The sequence below is a fragment of the Paenibacillus sp. VCA1 genome (assembly GCF_031583795.1).
Classification (GTDB): domain Bacteria; phylum Bacillota; class Bacilli; order Paenibacillales; family Paenibacillaceae; genus Paenibacillus_AQ; species Paenibacillus_AQ albilobatus.
This window is the reverse complement of the sequence record NZ_JAVLSX010000004.1, coordinates 447204-464416: the sequence shown is the minus strand read 5'-3', so window position 1 is coordinate 464416 and position 17213 is coordinate 447204. Positions and strand designations below refer to the sequence as shown.

14 protein-coding genes and 1 other annotated feature (1 of these 15 only partly in view) are annotated in these 17213 nt (G+C 50.7%); of the genes, 2 read left to right on the top strand and 12 right to left on the bottom strand.

The window, feature by feature from the left end:
* Positions 1-221: a binding site (T-box leader), on the bottom strand (it extends 38 nt beyond the left edge of the window).
* Positions 222-305: 84 nt separating this feature from the next.
* The 9 genes from RJP21_RS11375 to RJP21_RS11335 all read right to left on the bottom strand — a co-directional run bounded on the left by RJP21_RS11375 (position 306) and on the right by RJP21_RS11335 (position 11238).
* On the bottom strand, positions 306-767 hold the full coding sequence (locus RJP21_RS11375) for a pyridoxamine 5'-phosphate oxidase family protein (RefSeq protein WP_310859356.1): 462 nt from the start codon (positions 765-767) through the stop codon (positions 306-308).
* 148 nt (positions 768-915) lie between these two features.
* Complete coding sequence (locus RJP21_RS11370; protein ID WP_310859355.1) at positions 916-1320, bottom strand: excisionase family DNA-binding protein; 405 nt, start codon at positions 1318-1320, stop codon at positions 916-918.
* A 152-nt stretch (positions 1321-1472) separates the two neighbouring features.
* Entirely contained in the window at positions 1473-2777 is a 1305-nt protein-coding gene (locus tag RJP21_RS11365) for a discoidin domain-containing protein (RefSeq protein ID WP_310859354.1), read from the bottom strand.
* 222 nt (positions 2778-2999) lie between these two features.
* On the bottom strand, positions 3000-3824 hold the full coding sequence (locus RJP21_RS11360; RefSeq protein ID WP_310859353.1) for an N-acetyltransferase: 825 nt from the start codon (positions 3822-3824) through the stop codon (positions 3000-3002).
* 264 nt (positions 3825-4088) lie between these two features.
* A complete protein-coding gene (locus RJP21_RS11355) occupies positions 4089-5024 on the bottom strand; it encodes a cation diffusion facilitator family transporter (protein WP_310859352.1) in 936 nt (311 codons plus the stop codon).
* 287 nt (positions 5025-5311) lie between these two features.
* Positions 5312-5557 carry a YuzB family protein gene (locus tag RJP21_RS11350; RefSeq protein ID WP_310859351.1) on the bottom strand — a complete coding sequence of 82 codons (246 nt, stop codon included), beginning with the start codon at positions 5555-5557 and terminating at the stop codon, positions 5312-5314.
* 43 nt (positions 5558-5600) lie between these two features.
* Complete coding sequence (locus tag RJP21_RS11345; protein ID WP_310859350.1) at positions 5601-6548, bottom strand: bifunctional riboflavin kinase/FAD synthetase; 948 nt, start codon at positions 6546-6548, stop codon at positions 5601-5603.
* 453 nt (positions 6549-7001) lie between these two features.
* Positions 7002-9290: a 5-methyltetrahydropteroyltriglutamate--homocysteine S-methyltransferase gene (metE, locus tag RJP21_RS11340; RefSeq protein ID WP_160044801.1), complete on the bottom strand. Its 2289-nt coding sequence runs from the start codon at positions 9288-9290 to the stop codon at positions 7002-7004.
* 145 nt (positions 9291-9435) lie between these two features.
* A complete protein-coding gene (locus tag RJP21_RS11335) occupies positions 9436-11238 on the bottom strand; it encodes a glycoside hydrolase family 30 protein (RefSeq protein ID WP_310859349.1) in 1803 nt (600 codons plus the stop codon).
* A gap of 402 nt (positions 11239-11640) precedes the next feature.
* On the opposite strand from RJP21_RS11335, the gene RJP21_RS11330 reads away from it, so the two are divergent.
* A complete protein-coding gene (locus tag RJP21_RS11330; RefSeq protein WP_310859348.1) occupies positions 11641-12180 on the top strand; it encodes an NADPH-dependent FMN reductase in 540 nt (179 codons plus the stop codon).
* 201 nt (positions 12181-12381) lie between these two features.
* On the opposite strand, the gene RJP21_RS11325 is transcribed toward RJP21_RS11330, so the two are convergent.
* Together RJP21_RS11325 and RJP21_RS11320 are read right to left on the bottom strand one after the other, a co-directional pair.
* Positions 12382-13935: a carbohydrate-binding protein gene (locus RJP21_RS11325; protein WP_310859347.1), complete on the bottom strand. Its 1554-nt coding sequence runs from the start codon at positions 13933-13935 to the stop codon at positions 12382-12384.
* Positions 13936-14262: 327 nt separating this feature from the next.
* Entirely contained in the window at positions 14263-14775 is a 513-nt protein-coding gene (locus RJP21_RS11320) for a hypothetical protein (protein WP_310859346.1), read from the bottom strand.
* A gap of 192 nt (positions 14776-14967) precedes the next feature.
* Between RJP21_RS11320 and RJP21_RS11315 the strand changes: the two genes are divergently transcribed.
* A complete protein-coding gene (locus RJP21_RS11315; RefSeq protein WP_310859345.1) occupies positions 14968-15543 on the top strand; it encodes a nucleotidyltransferase family protein in 576 nt (191 codons plus the stop codon).
* Positions 15544-15606: 63 nt separating this feature from the next.
* Here the strand turns inward: RJP21_RS11315 and RJP21_RS11310 are convergent, their stop codons facing one another.
* Positions 15607-17082 carry an alpha/beta hydrolase family protein gene (locus RJP21_RS11310; RefSeq protein ID WP_310859344.1) on the bottom strand — a complete coding sequence of 492 codons (1476 nt, stop codon included), beginning with the start codon at positions 17080-17082 and terminating at the stop codon, positions 15607-15609.
* Positions 17083-17213 lie beyond the last annotated feature (131 nt).

The window sequence follows — 17213 nt, the reverse complement described above, 5'->3', positions numbered from 1 at the left end:
ATTCGCCGATACGTCGCCATATCAGCCTCTTCAAGTACGGCATGCGATCCATGCATATACTCTAGCCCTGTAACAGGAGCACCTGGCACACTATCCCCGTTGTATGGTTCCAATGTGCTGCTCAGAGGCTTTGTTCAATAAATAACCCTTTGCTCCTTTTCAGCGGACGGAGCTCTCTGTGAAAGAATCGATTTATTTACTCTTCTCTTCATCGCATTTGATAGGATACTGCATTTGATAATACGTTTATCATATAAAAAAATCGGCGTGAGGTAAATATGTTTTTTGAAAATTCATAAAACCGATCAGCCTTTCGTTTCCTTCAGCGTTTCTTTCCATCGCGTCAGCACTTCGTCCGGATTTTTTAACTGAATCTGTATCCCCGAAGTAATATCCGCATATTTGGCCACATCTTCTTTAAACGAAGCAACGACGGCCGAAAACCGCTCCAGCGGATGTTTAGCTTCTTCCGCCATTCCGATTCGCGTAAGCGAAAGGCGTACGTAATTCACTTTTCCTTTATAGACGGCCACGAGAAGCGCTTTGCCGCTTCGAATGCAGTTTTGGGTCGTATTCGTTCCGGGCCATAAGGCCAACCGCAGCGTTTTTTTGTCGAACGCGACGATTTCCCCAACGCTGATCATGGCATTATGAGGCCAGCCATCGTCGGTTACGGTCATCAGCATCATCGCTTCATGTTGTTTTCGGTCGAGCCGTTCGCCGTCCAGCAGTTCAAAAAGATCATCCGAAATTTCGATCGTTTCCATGGATAATATCTCTCCCTCTTCATCATGATGCAAATACAAGAAAGAACCAGCCTGTGGAAGGCAAGCCCTATGTTAAGCATAACATGCCATCGTGTCCGATTACTGTGACGCCGGATGCTCCGCAAGACGCTCCAACGTTTGTTTTCCATCAGCTTTCGCTTTCCGCCTGCTTCCGGATTGATTCGACCGTGATCGTAAATGCCTCCGCTGCTTTAAAGGCATCGAGAGCGTCCTGTAGGCGTTTCGCCTGTTGGCTGAACTGGCTTGGATGGTCTGCATGTTTAACAAGAGACCGCGCAGCAAATAGAAGTTCTTCACGAGCAGCCTTCACCGCCCGGTTGTGAGTTTTCTCGATCATTTGGACAGCCATATGAGCATAAATCGCCGAAAATTCCTTGTCATGGATTTGCTGCTCGCGGGCAGCCAGATCGCTTTCGCTTATTTCCCAATCCCCGGAATCGGTTTTGGTAGCCGTCAAGCGGCCGTCATTGATCATATTCAGCACCGTTTTGTAATGAACCCCGAGCAGCACGGCAGCTTCTTTGGCATTCATAAACGCGTTCACCTCTTATCCTCAATTATCCTTATAATAAAAGATAAGAAGTGGTATGTAAATTAAAAAAGTTCATCTTCTTACCATGTGTTTTTAGACCGGACAAAAAAAGTCCGGCAAACTGCCGAAGCAGCCGCCGGAACATGCGAATGTTAAGGATACAAACCGATCTCGGCGATTTGCAGCTCCTCTCCGCCGTTGTTTGCCGTAACGTTCAATCGGTAATATTTAAACGCTGTCGAATTGTTCAACCCATAAGTTTTCGTCTGAAAACGGCTTGAAAAACTTTCGTTCGAGCGGGAATCCAGCGTCGTCCAGTTCGTTCCGTCGTTAGATCCGAGAAGCGTCCAGTTTTTCGGATCCCTGGCTGGATAATCGTTGGCGGACGTGATCGAATACGACGCAGCGGCATGGGCGGCGTTGTTTCCGAACTGATACTGAATCCAGCCCGAATTCGCAAAAATAAGCCATTTGGTCGCGCTGCTGCCATCGAACGCTTTTTCTTTCTCTTCTCCGGCCGGGCTGTTCGTCGAGCTTGCCGCAGCCGTCCCGCCGGTCGCCAGCGATCCGGAGCTTGGCGAGGACAGCGCATTGTTGATGGCTGCCGCATAATCGGCCGCCGAACCGGCGCCCGGATTATTCAATATCGCGTCGTAATACCAGATAAATCCCCCGGTAATGCCCGCCGACGCCTTCCAACCGGCCATCCGGCTGGCGACCTGCCCCGGCGTATTCCCGCCGCTGGACGTTTTGCTGTCAAGTCCCGGCATCACGGTCATTCCCATTTGGCTGTTCCAGTAGGCAGGATCGTTTCCGGCTCCGCCGTCGTATACCTGCAGGTAAATGCGGTCCACGCTAGCGCCGAGCTGGGACTTGACGCTTTTCCAATAACTGACATTGGTATAAGGACATAACGTAATGTTGAATCCAAGATCGGACAGCATTTTGCCGAACGACACCGATGAGGCGACGTCATACAAATCTTCATTGTCGAAGCTCACGGCATCGGCCGATGTGGCATTTTTCAGCGCGACAAAATTTTTGTACAAAATGCTGTTCGTGCCGGTGCCTTGGGAAGCAATCAGGTTTTTAATGTTTTGAAAATCGCTTACGCCCCAAGAGCCGACGCTGATTTCGAGGCGTTTGACCGAGGTCGGCGCTTGCTTGAGCGTTGCGAGCTGGCCCGGCCAAGCCGAATTGCCGACATAGGTCCCGTTGGAAACGACGAGCTGATCGTTGTAATAAAGATCTCCGTTGCCGTGGACATGGATCGTCCATAACATCACGGTCGTAAATCCGGATTGTTTCAGAGTGTTCATGGTTGCCGTGCCGCCGGAATAAAACGGTCCACCCCCGTAAATGACGGATTCCGGTTCCGTTTGCGCGGACGCGCCCGCCGGAAATAACCCGACCAGGATCAGGCAGCTGAGAAGCCAGTAAAGCGTTTTTCTTTTCATTCGTTCACCTCGCGGAAAAATGGTAAAAAGCGTTCTGTGCAACAAGAACTCGACGCTATCTAACGATATGTGTCAGCTCTCGGGTTTTAGAATCGAACCGCTTGCACGAATTTCGCTTTTTTCCAAAATCAGCCGACGAGGAGAAAATGAAGATTTCATTTTGCCAGTCCGTCGTATCAAAAGCTTGAAACGGGCTGCCGCTCCTTAACTTGGATGGCTGGCTCAGCTTCCCGAAAGAGGGGCCCAAACGGCCCGCGTCCAAGCAAGACGCATACCGGCCCGCTCCATGTTGTTTTGGCTTGTGCTCCCGAATGCGGCCTGGGCGGCGACCAATTCGCATCCGGCTTGATAGGCTTCATGCATCCGCCATTTCAAAAGCGAAGACTGCAAGCCTTTGTTCCGAAACTCGGGATGCGTAGCCGCAAGCGTAAACGAGGCAATCCCATCGGAGACATGCATGACGCCGACCGCTGCGGGCTGATCCTGCCAATAGGCCAAATACAATGTCCAACCCGGCCGGTTCAGCAACCCGATATTGTTCTCCGCAAAATGATGTTTATGGGCGATATCCATCCCGGAGCCGACGCAATGAATGCCTGCATAAGCATCGAAATCCGCTTCATTGTCCACTTGGCGAATCGTGATGCCTGAAGGGAGTTCCGGCTTTTGGGGGTCAGGCATTCCATACAGGACGGAATGGAAACCTTGCTGGAACAGCCCGTTTTCCGCCAAATGGCGGAACAGCTTCGGGTCCGTATCCACCGGATCGATGTCCAGCAGAAAAGCGCGATTCCGCTCTTTATAAAACCGGATGATATCTTCAACCCTGCCTGCGTCGTCACCAGACAACCCCTTGACCGAATTAAACAACCCCCAAGGCATCGTTTTGACGTAAAAGGAAACGGCGCTTCCGAAGGTTTGAATTTCGACGCCTTGCGGATTGCCCGGTTGTTCGCCGATGGAACGGATCCGCGAGGTCGTAAAGCCGATTTCGGCCCGCTGGATTCGCTTCGCTAAAGCTTCATGGGTCACTGGCCATGTGTGCACCTCTTCAACACTCCTTTTTAATATGAACATTATGTTGCAGGCACGCATAGGCCCGATGGATGCAAAAAACCGCAGATGAACAACGGTTCATCTACGGCATTCGACGTAAGAGGCAAAACCCTATCCATGATAAAAACATCATTCTAATATTTCACATATTTTCCTTTATTGTATTTGACTGCATTTTTCTCGTCAATCGATTTTTAAACCGCATAAGGCTGCGGCACCATGAAAATTATTTTAAATCGCTTGGAGCGCTGCCGCTCAAGCATGTTTCAGCAAAAACCGCTGTCCATATTCCCCGTGATCGTGGATCGACGGATGTTCGATTTGAATGGTGGAATGGGCGATGCCGTATTTTTCCTGCAACAGCGCATTGATCGCAGAAATAACGTAAAAAGGCTGCATGTCTTTCCGAATGAACACGTGGGCGGTCAACGAGTAATGCTCGGTCGAAACGGACCACAAATGAAGCTCATGCACGTCTTCAATTCCTTCCAACGCGCGGATATCTTTCCGAATGGCGTCCAAATCGAATTTGTCCGGCACCGATTCCATCAGCACGAGGTAGGATTCGCGGATGATTTTGGCCCCTCCGGTAAAAATAATTCCCCCGATGACCATGCTGATCAGCGGATCCAGAAATTGATATCCGGTAAAATGAATCAGTACGGCCGACACGATGATGCCGACGGAGCTCAGCAGATCTCCGAAAAAATGCCAAAGCGCGCTTTTCACGTTCAAATTTTCTTCTTCCTTCATGCTGCGGCTGAGAACAACGGTCAAAACGATATTGACGATCAGCCCGATCACCGCGATGGTCAGCATCGTCGGCAGCTTCACGTCCACCGGATGGATCATGCGCTGAATGCCTTCCACGAAAATGCCCAATGCAATGACGGCCAATGCCAGGCCGTTCAAAAACGATGCAATGATCTCAAACCGCAGAAACCCGAACGTGTATTTCCGGTTCGGCTTCCGGGTGGCCATATAAATGGCGGCCATGCTTAACCCTAAAGCCAATACGTCGGATATCATATGCGCGGAATCGGATAACAGGGCCAAGGAATGGGAGATCAGCCCGCCCGCGACTTCGACAATGGTAAAAAACAAAGTCAGCAGCAGGGTAATCCACAGCGTTTTTTTCGAGGTGTGCTGCTCTTTGACGTGGTCCAGATGATGATAGTCGTAATTTTTCATGTCTTCATTCCTCCTATATTTAAATTAGAATTATTCTAATCTGATATTTTATATAATCAATATACACGTTTTTGTTCGAGCGGTCAAATGAACTTTTCTTGGATCTTACAAATGATTTTCATTACCAGACCCAACCCACGCCAACAAAAAAAGCTGCCGAGTTTTCACTCGTACAGCTTCGCCGAAATCATTTTCTGTAATATGGAGTTTTTCGAATACCTGTTAGGTTCGTCGAAACCTTTTTCCGTACCCTGGGCCCTGTATTAGAAATCATGTTCGGGTACTTGTTATGCATAGATTTCCAATTCTTTCTCAATGCACTGCCTGATCAGATCGAGGCATTCTTCAGCCGTTTTGGCAAAAATCCGCTTGCCGTTGACGAGCGCATAGGGCCTTCTCGCGCAAATGCCGCAAAACGAGAGGCAGGTGCTTTCAAGCACTGCAACCTCCGGATATTCGGCTTCCAATAGGTCGGCGATATCGATCTCCCGAATGAGACTGCCGTCGCAAATTTCGACGATGATGATCCCCATGGCTTTCCCTCCCCGAGAACAGAAGCGATGGTTCGTTCGTGATTTAGACGGGACTTGCAGAAAGCAGCTTTCTCGCGTTGGCCTCATCCTGTTTCATTTGCTCAATCAACGCATCCAATCCCGTGAACTTGATTTCGCCGCGCAAATAATGCGTGAAGCCGATCGTTACGGTCCGGTCGTACAAATCCCCGGAAAAGTCAAGCAGAAAAGCTTCGATCAAATACCCTTCTCCATCGACGGTCGGGCGGTACCCCGCGCTGATCAATACGTCGTATCGATCTTTCCCCTCCGGTTCGCCGTGGATTTGGGCCGTCCCCACGTAAACGCCGGGCTTCGGAAATACATAGTCGTCCACGCCGCCCATATTAATAGTAGGAAAACCGAGTTTCCTTCCGAGCTTCTGACCGTGAATGACGATCCCCGTAACAGAGTATGGACGGTTTAAAAGGGCTGCCGCCGCTTCCACATGGCCGTTTGATATGTCGGAACGAATCGCCGCGCTGCTTATTTTCGCCCCGTTTTCGGTGACGAGCGGGATCACCGTCACTTCCGCGCCGATCCGGGAACAAAGCTCGCTTAGTTCCTTCTTACCGCCTCCCTGTCCGTGGCCGAAGCGAAAACCTTCCCCGACAACGATCCGTTTGACGTTCAGGTTTGAAAGATGCTCCAGCACGAATTCCTCCGCGGAAACCTCCGCATATTCCTTCGAGAAACGAATCCGGTAATAACGCTCGACGCCATATTGCTTAAGAATGTGCAATTTGTCGCCGTCCGGCGTGATTTTCCGCTTGAACGCCTCATCCTGTTTCAATACCCAGAGCGGATGCTCCGAAAAGCTCATGACGGCAAGCGACTCCCCTTCCCCTTTCAACCGAAGGGCCGTTTCGAGAATCGCCTGATGTCCTTTATGGATTCCGTCGAATTTGCCGATCATTAGTACGACCGGTTTGGAATCGACAGGCGGCTTTGACGAGATATCAATGACTTCCATAACAAAATCCCCCGCTTTGATCGTTTATTCATGATTGTTTGTTTAAAATGAAATTTCATTCAAAAAATAAGCACTTAGTAAAGTCAAATGTATAAAAAGTAGGTGACTCCATTAGAACATAATGGTTGGAAAAAATCAATCGCTTTCCGGAATGCAAACATCGTAATCCTCTTCGTGGTAGGAATGCAGATCAAGCAAACTTTTTGAAAGCGGCTATGCATAAATAAGATAGAAATATTATACTCGCAAACAGGAATAACTCCAATACCGTTCTTTTTATGCAAAGGAGGATTTTGCAAAAATCCAAGGAGCGACTTTCAATCAGCAATAGATAGAGCGAAACGGTTCAATTCGTCTATATATTGTACCCGGGAGCGGTCGGAATCGAATTTCACAAAATCCCGGCAAAGAAAAAACCCGCAAAAATGCGGGTTTTGAGCGTCCGGGTAACCATTAGACCCGAACGGCGTATTTGTCTCGCGAAATTTTCGTCGCTTCCACCATGTTGCGCAAGGAGGCGATGGTTTCATCCATCCCCCGGGTTTTCAATCCGCAGTCCGGATTGATCCAGAACAGCTTCGGATCGAGCACGCGCAGCGCGCGGTCGATCATGCCGGTCATCTCCTCGACGCCCGGAACGCGCGGACTGTGGATATCGTATACGCCGAGACCGATGCCAAGCCCGTACGTGTTTTCCTCGAAGCTGTGGATCAGTTCGCCATGGCTGCGCGAGGTTTCGATCGAAATGACGTCGGCATCCATCTCCGTGATCGAATCGATCATGTCATGGAACTCGCAATAGCACATATGCGTGTGAATTTGCGTCGTATCCTGGACCGTGCATGTCGTCAAGCGGAAAGCTTTTACGGCCCAGGCCAGATATTCCGCCTGATCTTTTTCCTTCAGCGGCAGCCCTTCGCGGACGGCAGGCTCATCGACTTGAATCAAGCCGATACCGGCTTTCTCAAGCGCCTCTACCTCCTGTCTCAACGCATAGGCCAGTTGGTAGGCGATTTGTTCGCGGGAGATATCTTCCCGGACGAACGACCAGTTCATGATCGTAATCGGGCCGGTCAGCATGCCTTTGACGGGGCGGCTCGTTTTCGATTGGGCATATTTCGTTTCCTCGACCGTCATCGGCTCTTCGAACGCAACGTCCCCGAATATGATCGGCGGTTTGACGCACCGGGAGCCGTACGACTGCACCCACCCGTATTGCGTGAAGGCAAAACCCCCTAGCTTTTCGCCGAAAAACTCCACCATGTCCGTCCGCTCGAATTCGCCATGGACCAGCACGTCAAGCCCGATATCCTCCTGCAGGTTGATCCACGTATCGATTTGATCGCGGATGAAGCCGGCGTATTGTTCGCTGCTCCATTCTCCTTTTCTCCACAGCTGCCTGGCTTTGCGGACCTCGACCGATTGCGGAAAACTGCCGATGGTCGTCGTCGGAAGAACCGGGAGCTGCCATTTTTGCTGCTGGGCGGCATGCCGCTCGGCAAAAGGCAGATTCCTTCTTCCGTCCTGCTTGCCGATGACGGCAACCGCATCTTGGATATCGCTCCGGTTGCGCTCTTTTGACTGCATCAACGCCCCGATCGCTAGGTCGCAAGCTTCGAGTTCGCCGGCGACGGCGTCCTTGCCCGAGGAAACGGCTTTGGTCAAAAGTACGATTTCGTCCACTTTCTCGTCGGCAAACGCCAGCGCGTTTTTCAGTTCCGGCAGCAGCTTCGTTTCGTTTTGTACGGTCACGGGGACATGCAGCAGGCTGCACGAGGACTGCACGACGATCCGGTCGGCCGAAACGAACTGCTGAAGCGTCTCGAGCAGCCCGAGCTTTTCGCGGAGCGGCGCCTTCCAGATCCCCCTTCCGTCGACGATTCCCGCTCCCAACACTTTATCCGCAGGGAATCCCGACGACTTGATCGACCGGATATTTCCGGCGAATCCGTGCACAAAATCAAGCCCGATGCCTTGAACCGGCAGCGCGACGATTTCATCGTAATTTTCGATCGCTTCGAAATACGTTTGCAGCATGACGTTAAGGGCCGGGACCTCTGCGGCAAACGTGCCGTAGATGGTTTTGAGCCGCCCAAGGTCTTCGCCGGATAGACGGGTGACCAAGATCGGCTCGTCGATTTGTACCCATGCCACCCCTTCAAGCGCAAGCTCCCGAAGAATTTGCACATAAAGCGGGAGCAATCGCTCAAGCCAGGCATCCGTTTCGGATTCGGAGTACCCTTTGGACAGTTTGAGGAACGTCAGCGGTCCGAGAAGGACCGGTTTCCCTTCGATGCCGAGATGTTCCTTCGCTTCCCGATAGGCTGCCAGCGGTTTGTTTTCGGTAATCGCCGGCGTCGCCCCATCCAATTCCGGAACGATATAATGATAGTTGGTATTGAACCACTTCGTCATTTCGCTCGCCGCCGCATTTTTCGTGCCGCGGGCGATTCCGTAATAAACGGACAAAGGCACGGCGCCCCCGTCATAATCAAAACGCTTCGGAATAATGCCGAACATCGCGGCCGTATCCAGAACATGGTCATAATAGCTGAAATCGTTGACCGGGATCAGGTCGATGCCTTTTTCCCGAAGTTTGCGCAAATGGTCCAACCGGATGTCCTTCAACCGGCTTTGAAATTCCGTTTCGTCGATTTTTCCGGCCCAAAACGCTTCCAGCGCTTTTTTCCATTCACGGTTTGATCCGATGCGCGGGTATCCCAAAACACTGCTTTTTGTCATCTTGTAACACTCCTAATTAAGATTTTGCCAAATCCTAAATAAAATGGTTACAAGAAAGATATCACGTATTGATGGATATAGCGTAACTGTATTATCCTATATCCAGTTATAGCTAAAAACTATACTCAAAGCTTCCGGCTTTCGATTATGATAAAGAGTTGATTACCACTCGGGAAACTTGCTTTTCCCAGGAGTCGCTGCCGGATAATTCGATTTTCAAATATTGGGTGCCTGCGGGCATTTCCAGCGGTGTATACGTTTTTTTGTACCATTTGCTTCCGGTGTAGCTGCCTGGCGTGCTCGTATGGGCAATTTGCGTCCAATGCTCGTTGTCGGCAGACGCGTAAAACGCGACGCCGTCCCAAATGCTGAATTGATACAGATCCGCTTTAAAATTTGTAATGTTCGGAATGTTGTAAACGAAGTTTTCGGTGGTGCCGTTATTGCGTTTTACCCGGGACGTATCGCCGTTAAAATATCCGCTGTTGCTGGAGTCCATGACGAGGCCGCTGGTGTGGGAGTAGGTTTTGGACCAGTCGTTTAATTCGTCCGTGAGCGTTTGTTCCTGGAGAGACGGCGAGCCGTTTTCGCCGGTGTAGGTCACGATGCTTTTTGGAGGAAGAATGGCGTGAAATTTTCCGTTTTGTAAAGGAATGGCTGGACCTGCGGCCAAATTGAGGTTGTCGTTGGTCGTATAAGGCGTCAGGCGGCCGGCCGTAAAACCGCTTGGCACGAGGTCGAATTCCGACGTGGCGTCGTTGTCGTTAATGGCGACGATCGCGAATTTGCCGGTGGCCGGATCTTTATAAGCCGAGGTGTATACGCCCGATTGGGGACTGTCAGGGGCTCCGATCCGCACGTAGCCGGGTTTGATGAACTTGCTGAAATTTCCGAATGTATAGTAGCGTTTCGTTACTGCGTACGTGTTGGCGGCTTTGTCGACATTGATAAGCCCTTCGTCGTTGTTGCCCGGGATCGCGCCGGTCCAATACATCCACGCATTAACGCCCGCCTTGGTCATGAAGTTATGCATCTGCTTGGCGAATTTGAGGCCTGATCCCATGCCCGGATCGTAGGAGTCGACCTTGGACACCTCCGTCATCCATACCTTTTTCCCTTTGGAAAGGGCCGTCGAAAACGGGGTTGTCGGCAGCTCCGTATTGATAATCGGCACGGGGTAATTGTGGCCGGCGACGATATCGAGCCTTTCGGCGGAAGCGGGATCGTTTAACGAATCTTTGATCAGGTCCTCGGACCACCAGGACGATTCGCCGGCGATGACTTTGGTCGCTTGAACGCCTTCATTGACCATGGCCTGTTTCAAATAATCTTTCAGGAACACCTGGAAGTTCGTCGAATTCCATTCGCTCGAATCCCAGGACAGAAACGTCATGGAGTTGGGTTCGTTGGCGATCGAAACGGCGTACAGATCCAGGCCGAACTGCTGCTTGTATGCCTTGATGAATTTGGACATCAGCGCAGCGTAATCGCCGTAATTCTCCTGCTTCAAATACCCGCCGTGAGTCGTCGAGTTGTTCGTTTTCATCCACGCCGGAGGACTCCAGGTGCTGGCGATCAGTTTATCGACTCCTCTCGCTTTCGCCTGCTGCATGACCCATACCTGATCGGGTCTTACATTAAAATCGTATTGCCCCGGAGCGGGATTGAACTCGGGGAACAATGCACCGCGGAAAATCGATATGCCGATCCCGATATCGGGCCTGAACAGCAGGTCCATCACTTCACTCCGAGCCGGTTCCCTCAAATCGTAGATGGCATCGGACCAACCGGCCTGCGAAACTCCGAACCCGTCGATCTCCTGTTTGACATCGTTCCAATTGACGGTGACATCCGATGCCGCCTGCGCGGTAAACGGCAAGGCCGCAGCGGCGAGCAGCAGCGCGCTTAACGACATGCCCATCAGTTTTTTGACGAAGGTTCTTCCCATAACAAAACCACCTTTCGCAGCGTCATAAAATCAATGTAAATCCGCTTCACAACTCCGAGAAAAACAGAACGATGCTTTCCGAACCCGTTTCAAAGCTTTTACCGCGACTAGACAGCCCCCCCTTTTTTTTCATTTGAAAGCAATTGTAAGCGTTTGCAACTAGATTATATCCATCTCTTTTTCGCCGCGCTACCAGGATGATGACTTGCTTTTAACACTTCCGTGACTTTTTTGGATGACCTCATCATATAACAAAGAGGCAGGTTTTAAAGCCGGGATACAAAATAAACCACAAACTTATTGTAAGTTACTTGACAATGTATATGCGATGATATTATGATACTAACAACCGAATCAATTCATAACACGATAACTACAATCCCGATAAGGAGAGAAGAAGAGATGTCTAAACTGAACATTGGTATTATTTTGGGAAGCACCCGCGAAGGCCGTTTGAGCCCGCAGGTTGGGGAATGGGTCAAAAAAATCGCGGACGAACGCGGCGACGCGAACTATGAGATCGTGGACATTGCCGATTACAAGCTGCCCCTCCTGGGAGAAGCGGACGCTTCGGAACAAGCTGAAGCTTGGAACAAGAAGCTTTTCGAATTGGACGGCTTCGTTTTTATCGTGCAGGAATACAACCACAGCATCACCGCTTCGCTGAAAAACGCGCTTGATTATGCTCGCGATGCATGGATTAACAAAGCTGCAGGGATCGTCAGCTACGGTTCCGTCGGCGGCGCCCGTGCGGCGGAACATTTGCGCGGCATTTTGGGCGAATTGTCCGTGGCGGACGTTCGTATCCATCCGGCGCTGTCGCTGTTCACCGACTTTGAAAACTTCTCGACGTTCAAGCCTGCCGATCTGCATCTGACGAACCTGAACGGAATGCTGGATCAAGTGCTTGCATGGAGCGGCGCGCTTAAAACGTTGCGCTAATCATCGCAGAACGGGACCGTCCCTGGCCGAAGCCAAGGGGCGGTTTTTTGCTGCCTTCAAGCCCCCTTTCGTTCCTTTATCAAAAATCCGCCCCCTCTGCGTATAAAAGGACGCTCCCTCGCCTATGCTCGGTTGCGTCCTCCTTCATTCACCTGCGATTTTTAATGTTGCTCGGCACGCCGCATTTTGCAGGGCTGTTTGCTATTTGATCTGCCAAAGCGCCGGAACGTTCGGCGGTTCCCATCCGGGCAGGGAAGTATGCGGTTGGCGGCAGATATAGGTTTTCCCTTGATAGACTGCTTCGTCTCCGGTTTTGTAGCTGACATTCGGAGCCCATGCCTGAACGCCGCCCTGCGCATCCGTCGTGACGGTCACCGAGGTTCCCGGCGAAACGTTACCCGCAGCGTCCCTTGCGGTGACGGTAAACGAATAGGTTGTATTTGGCGTTAAACCGCTGATCGTGGCGCTGGTTCCGCCGACGTTGACGCTGCCTGTTCCGTAGGTAACGGTATAACCTGTAACGCCGACGTTATCCGTCGAAGCGGTCCAGCTTAACGTCACGCTGGTAGCCGTTTTGGAAGCGACGGTCAAGTTGGTCGGAGCCGTGGGCGGAACCGGATCGGGAACCGGCGGGGTTAAGGCATCCAAATAAGCACGGTGATTGTTCGAAAACTCGAAATTGTTGTACCGGTCCCAGTTGATTGACCAAGTCATCAACCCGCGGAAATCCGGATATCCGCCCGTGTTCCCCCTCATTTTGTAGCCGGGCAATTGAATCCCTTTGATCAGGGCGTCCAGCGCCTTTTGCACTTCGCTGACGGAAGTGAATCCACCGCCTGCATTTGCGTTCGCCGGCAGCCCCAACACCACTTGGTGCGGCCTAAGCGCCGGGAAAAAGCTGTTTTGATTTTTGGCGACCGGAAACCCGGTCAGCAGCATATCCGCCATGGCGACGTGGAAATCGGCCGTGCCCATGTTGTGGTATTGATCGTCAAGCCCCGTAATCGGGCCGGAATTGTAATTCTGTACCTGCAGCCAGTCAAGGATATCGCGGGTCGCGTAGATGACGGGGAGATAGGCCCCCGCGCGGTTGTCGCAGCTGATGCAGCTTCCGCCGTAAAACGAATAACCCAGCTGCACGAAAAAGGTCTCCGGCGCCATCGTCAAATAAAACCGATCCGTTCCGAAATGATCGTTAATGGTGCGCAAAGCCGAAATCAAATTCACAATGACCGGAGTGGTCGGATGTTTGAAATCGTTGTCCCCCGTGTTCAAATAAAGCGAATGGCCTTCAAAATCGACGTCCAACCCGTCAAATCCGTATTTTTCAATGATCGCCGTGACGGAATTCACGAAATTGTCGCGGGCTGCCGTACTTACAAGCTGGACCTGCCCGTTCGCGCCGCCGATCGAAATGATGACCTTTTTCCCTTGGCTTTGCAAATAGGCGATGTCCGCCTTGAAATCCGCATCCGTGTAATTATACGGCGCAAAGGCGATTGTACCGTTCGTCGCTCCGGAAGCGGGCTCGGCAAAAGAAACATTGATCACGTCGAACTTGGGAGAAACGTCTCGAAGCCTGATAAAACCGGAGCCGTTGTCAAAGTTATGCCAATAGCCCACCATCGTTTTGCCGGTCACGGCGGCATGCGCTTTCGGTATTCCCGCCCCTGACCACTGGGACAACGTAAAAACCATAAAAAAAGCCAATGCGATACTCCATGTTTTTCGGAATGCCATTCGGTTGAGGATCATGCGTTACTTTCCTCCTCTTATTGGACTTGACAGCGCTTGCAAACGTTTGAAAGCAATGGGTTGCCGGAAAACTCCCTCCCTTCGGCTTCGTTTTTGCAGGTTAACTCATGCGCAAGCGTTTTACTTCTTCATTATCAAGAAAAGACACGGCGAGCAGAAGGGATATTTTTATAATAAAAAGGGGTAAATTCCTTTAATTGTTATTCAGAGCCTATTAAAGATGTAAGTCCACGAACGGTTTGCCATTCGAACACCCGCAGAGGAGTCCTTCACAATTGGACAAAAAAACGGCATACCCGGGTCGGGTTGCCGTTTTTTGATAATCTATTAATAGGCCAGTACGCTTCCTGAATACGTAATTTTTTGTTCGAAAACACCGTTTTTGTTAATGGAATGAATGCAGGCAATTCGGTAATAAAAACCTTTAACCCCGACAAAGATCGCATCGCCTGTCACAAAATCGGACGAATTTCTGGAGAAGAGGTTTGAATTGACATTCACCCAGCCCGTGCCGGTAAACCGCTGCAGCGTCACATCGGCTTTAATGACGTCAACGACCGTCGTAGCCGTCGTTTGCGCATTGACGCTTAGCTTTCCGTCGCCGATCGCCGAAATATTGGCGTTTCCATCAGCAAGATACAAATAATTGCCGTTAAGGCTCATGTTATTGTAAGTCTCTGGAGGAGGTGGTGTGAGAGCACCAGGCTCAGTCACTGCAGAAGAAGCGGAAGTATTGTCGGCTGCGTACGATTCGGCTCCCGCCCCGGTCGCCAGCAGCATGCTGAGCGCAGAGACGGCAACGGTCATGGATAATAGCTTGCGAACATTGGATTTCTTCATACTCTCACCTTTCCTTGAATGGTTATTTTTGGAATACACTAGTTATAACGTAAATCATTTGGACAAGGTTTCACTATTTTACAAATTTTTTTGTGAATTTGCTTCTGCTCCTCTTTTGCTGTCTTTTGCTGTAGTATAATAAGTTATCGCTCGGCTTCGTGGCATTTTAATGCGAGGAGGAATAACGTAAATATGATCCGATCGGAACAGGATCTCATTCGTCTCGTGCAATCGGACGACTGGATGATGGACATCCTTCATGCCGCCAAAACGCTGCAGCTTCCGGACTGGTGGGTTTGCGCCGGTTTTGTCCGCTCGAAAATTTGGGATGTGCAGCATGGTTTTACCGAAAGAACGCCTTTGCCGGACGTGGATGTCGTCTTTTTCGATCCGGGCAATCCGGACGAAGCCGTGGAAAAAGAGCACGAAAGCAAGCTGTTTTCCATCCGCCCGAATGTGCCGTGGTCCGTCAAAAACGAAGCCCGGATGCATCTATTAAACCGAATGCCTCCGTTTGTTTCATCCGTCGACGCCATTTCCAACTTTACGGAAACCGCCACGGCCCTTGGCCTGACATTGGACGAACATGACCGCATTGTGCTGACCGCCCCGCATGGCATACAGGATGCGATCGACTTGATCGTCAAACCGACACCCTACTACAACACCACGCCGGAACGCGCGCAAATCTATGAAAACCGGGTCAGGAACAAAAACTGGAATAAGATCTGGCCTAACCTCACGATCGTACAGATTAATGTGTTGTAACATGGATAACCGCAGCCTCAAAAGAGGTCTCCATGCCGGAGACCTCTTAACCCTCTCTAACGTTTATTTGCTTGCGTTGCCGTAAAATCGCACCTCCGGGTACGCCTCATTCGGTCCTTTCAGCAGCGTTCCGACGTTTCCCTTCAAATGTTCGTCGAAAAATTCCAGCACGTACCGATCGACGATTTCCGCGCCCCGGCTTCCCTTAAGCGCACCCGTCATTCCCGTCCATGGGAGCAGTGGGGAGAACAGCTGCAAATCCGTAAAATTATAATGTCCAGCGCCGTCGATCTCCACAAAGTTCCCTCCGTGTTCCACTGCTTTTTTGGAAACAGAAAACTCTTTTTCGAGATGTCCGAGACTGGTTTTGTCGATGTTCTTGTCGTTCTTCAGGATATCCATATTTTTGATATAATCCCCCGCCCTCATGAATAAAAAAGGTTTGTTCGGCGCTTCCCGGCCCTCCAGCTCATAAACGGTTCCGTCCATATCGATTCCCGCTTTGATCCGGTCGTCCGTATAGGACGCATCAAACGCCGTCGCCCCGCCGAAGGAATGTCCCATAATGCCGATCCGCTTCATGTCCATCATCCCTTCCAATCCGGCTGAACCTGCCCCCGAGTTGACCGCTGCCAATTTGTCCAAGACGAACCTGACATCTCCGCTCCATACTTTCCCGATCTTCCTTCCCTGCTCCCAAAAATGATTCTCGTCCATGACCGTCCTATAATCCGTCACCCTGCCGTCCGGAAAAACCGTCGCCAACGTGCTGTAGGTATGGTCGATCGCGGCAACGACGTAGCCGTGGCTTGCCAGGTTTTCAGCCTGTGAAGCGTGAAGCACCATCCCCGTGCCCATGCCATGGCTTAAGATGACCAGAGGATACGGCGCCGCTTCGCGCACCGCTTTGGCATTTGGATACGAATGGGTGTCGATATATTTCCAGTAGCTCAATAACCATGACGGAATGCCGATCTGCTTGGCGTAACTTCCGATATAGGCATCAAAGTCATGGTTGTTATGGGGCAAAAGCGGCTCAGGACGTCCGTCGGCCAGTTTGTCCGCGGGATACCACACACGTACCATCAACTCCCTATGATCGGCAGGGTTATCCGTGAATATTTCTTCCCGATTTTCATCTACAAAATGGAACGTTTTCGTGCCCACCTGATATTTTCCTCCCGGTTCGGGAAACCGAACGACAGGCAGCAAGGCGGATAAGCAAACGGAGACCGATAAAAGCAGCACGGCAGCTGCATATGTAACGTATTTGAACCATCGCCTTCGTATTTTCGCCAGCCTGTTCGCACCAGACAGAAAGCCTGCCGCCCAATAACAAATACAAATAAAAGACAGCGCATATACGATCCCCATCTGCCAGCGGTATCCCTCCACAAGCAGTTGGGCCGCCAATATTCCTAAACTGATCACGCCCAAAATGGCCGCCGCCACATTTTTACGAACCGTTTTTTTCGTTAAAACCAGTGAACTCAGCATCATAAAGCAAGAAATGGACAAAAGCGCTTCAAATAACCGCATACCTTCCTCCTCATGGAACCTTCAACATAACCATCACCAAAATCATAAATGTTTAAGGTTAAAAAAAGCATACCTTTTCGTTTAAAAAACATTAAAATTGCGCAATCGTTTCTTCAATGCGTTCCACCCGA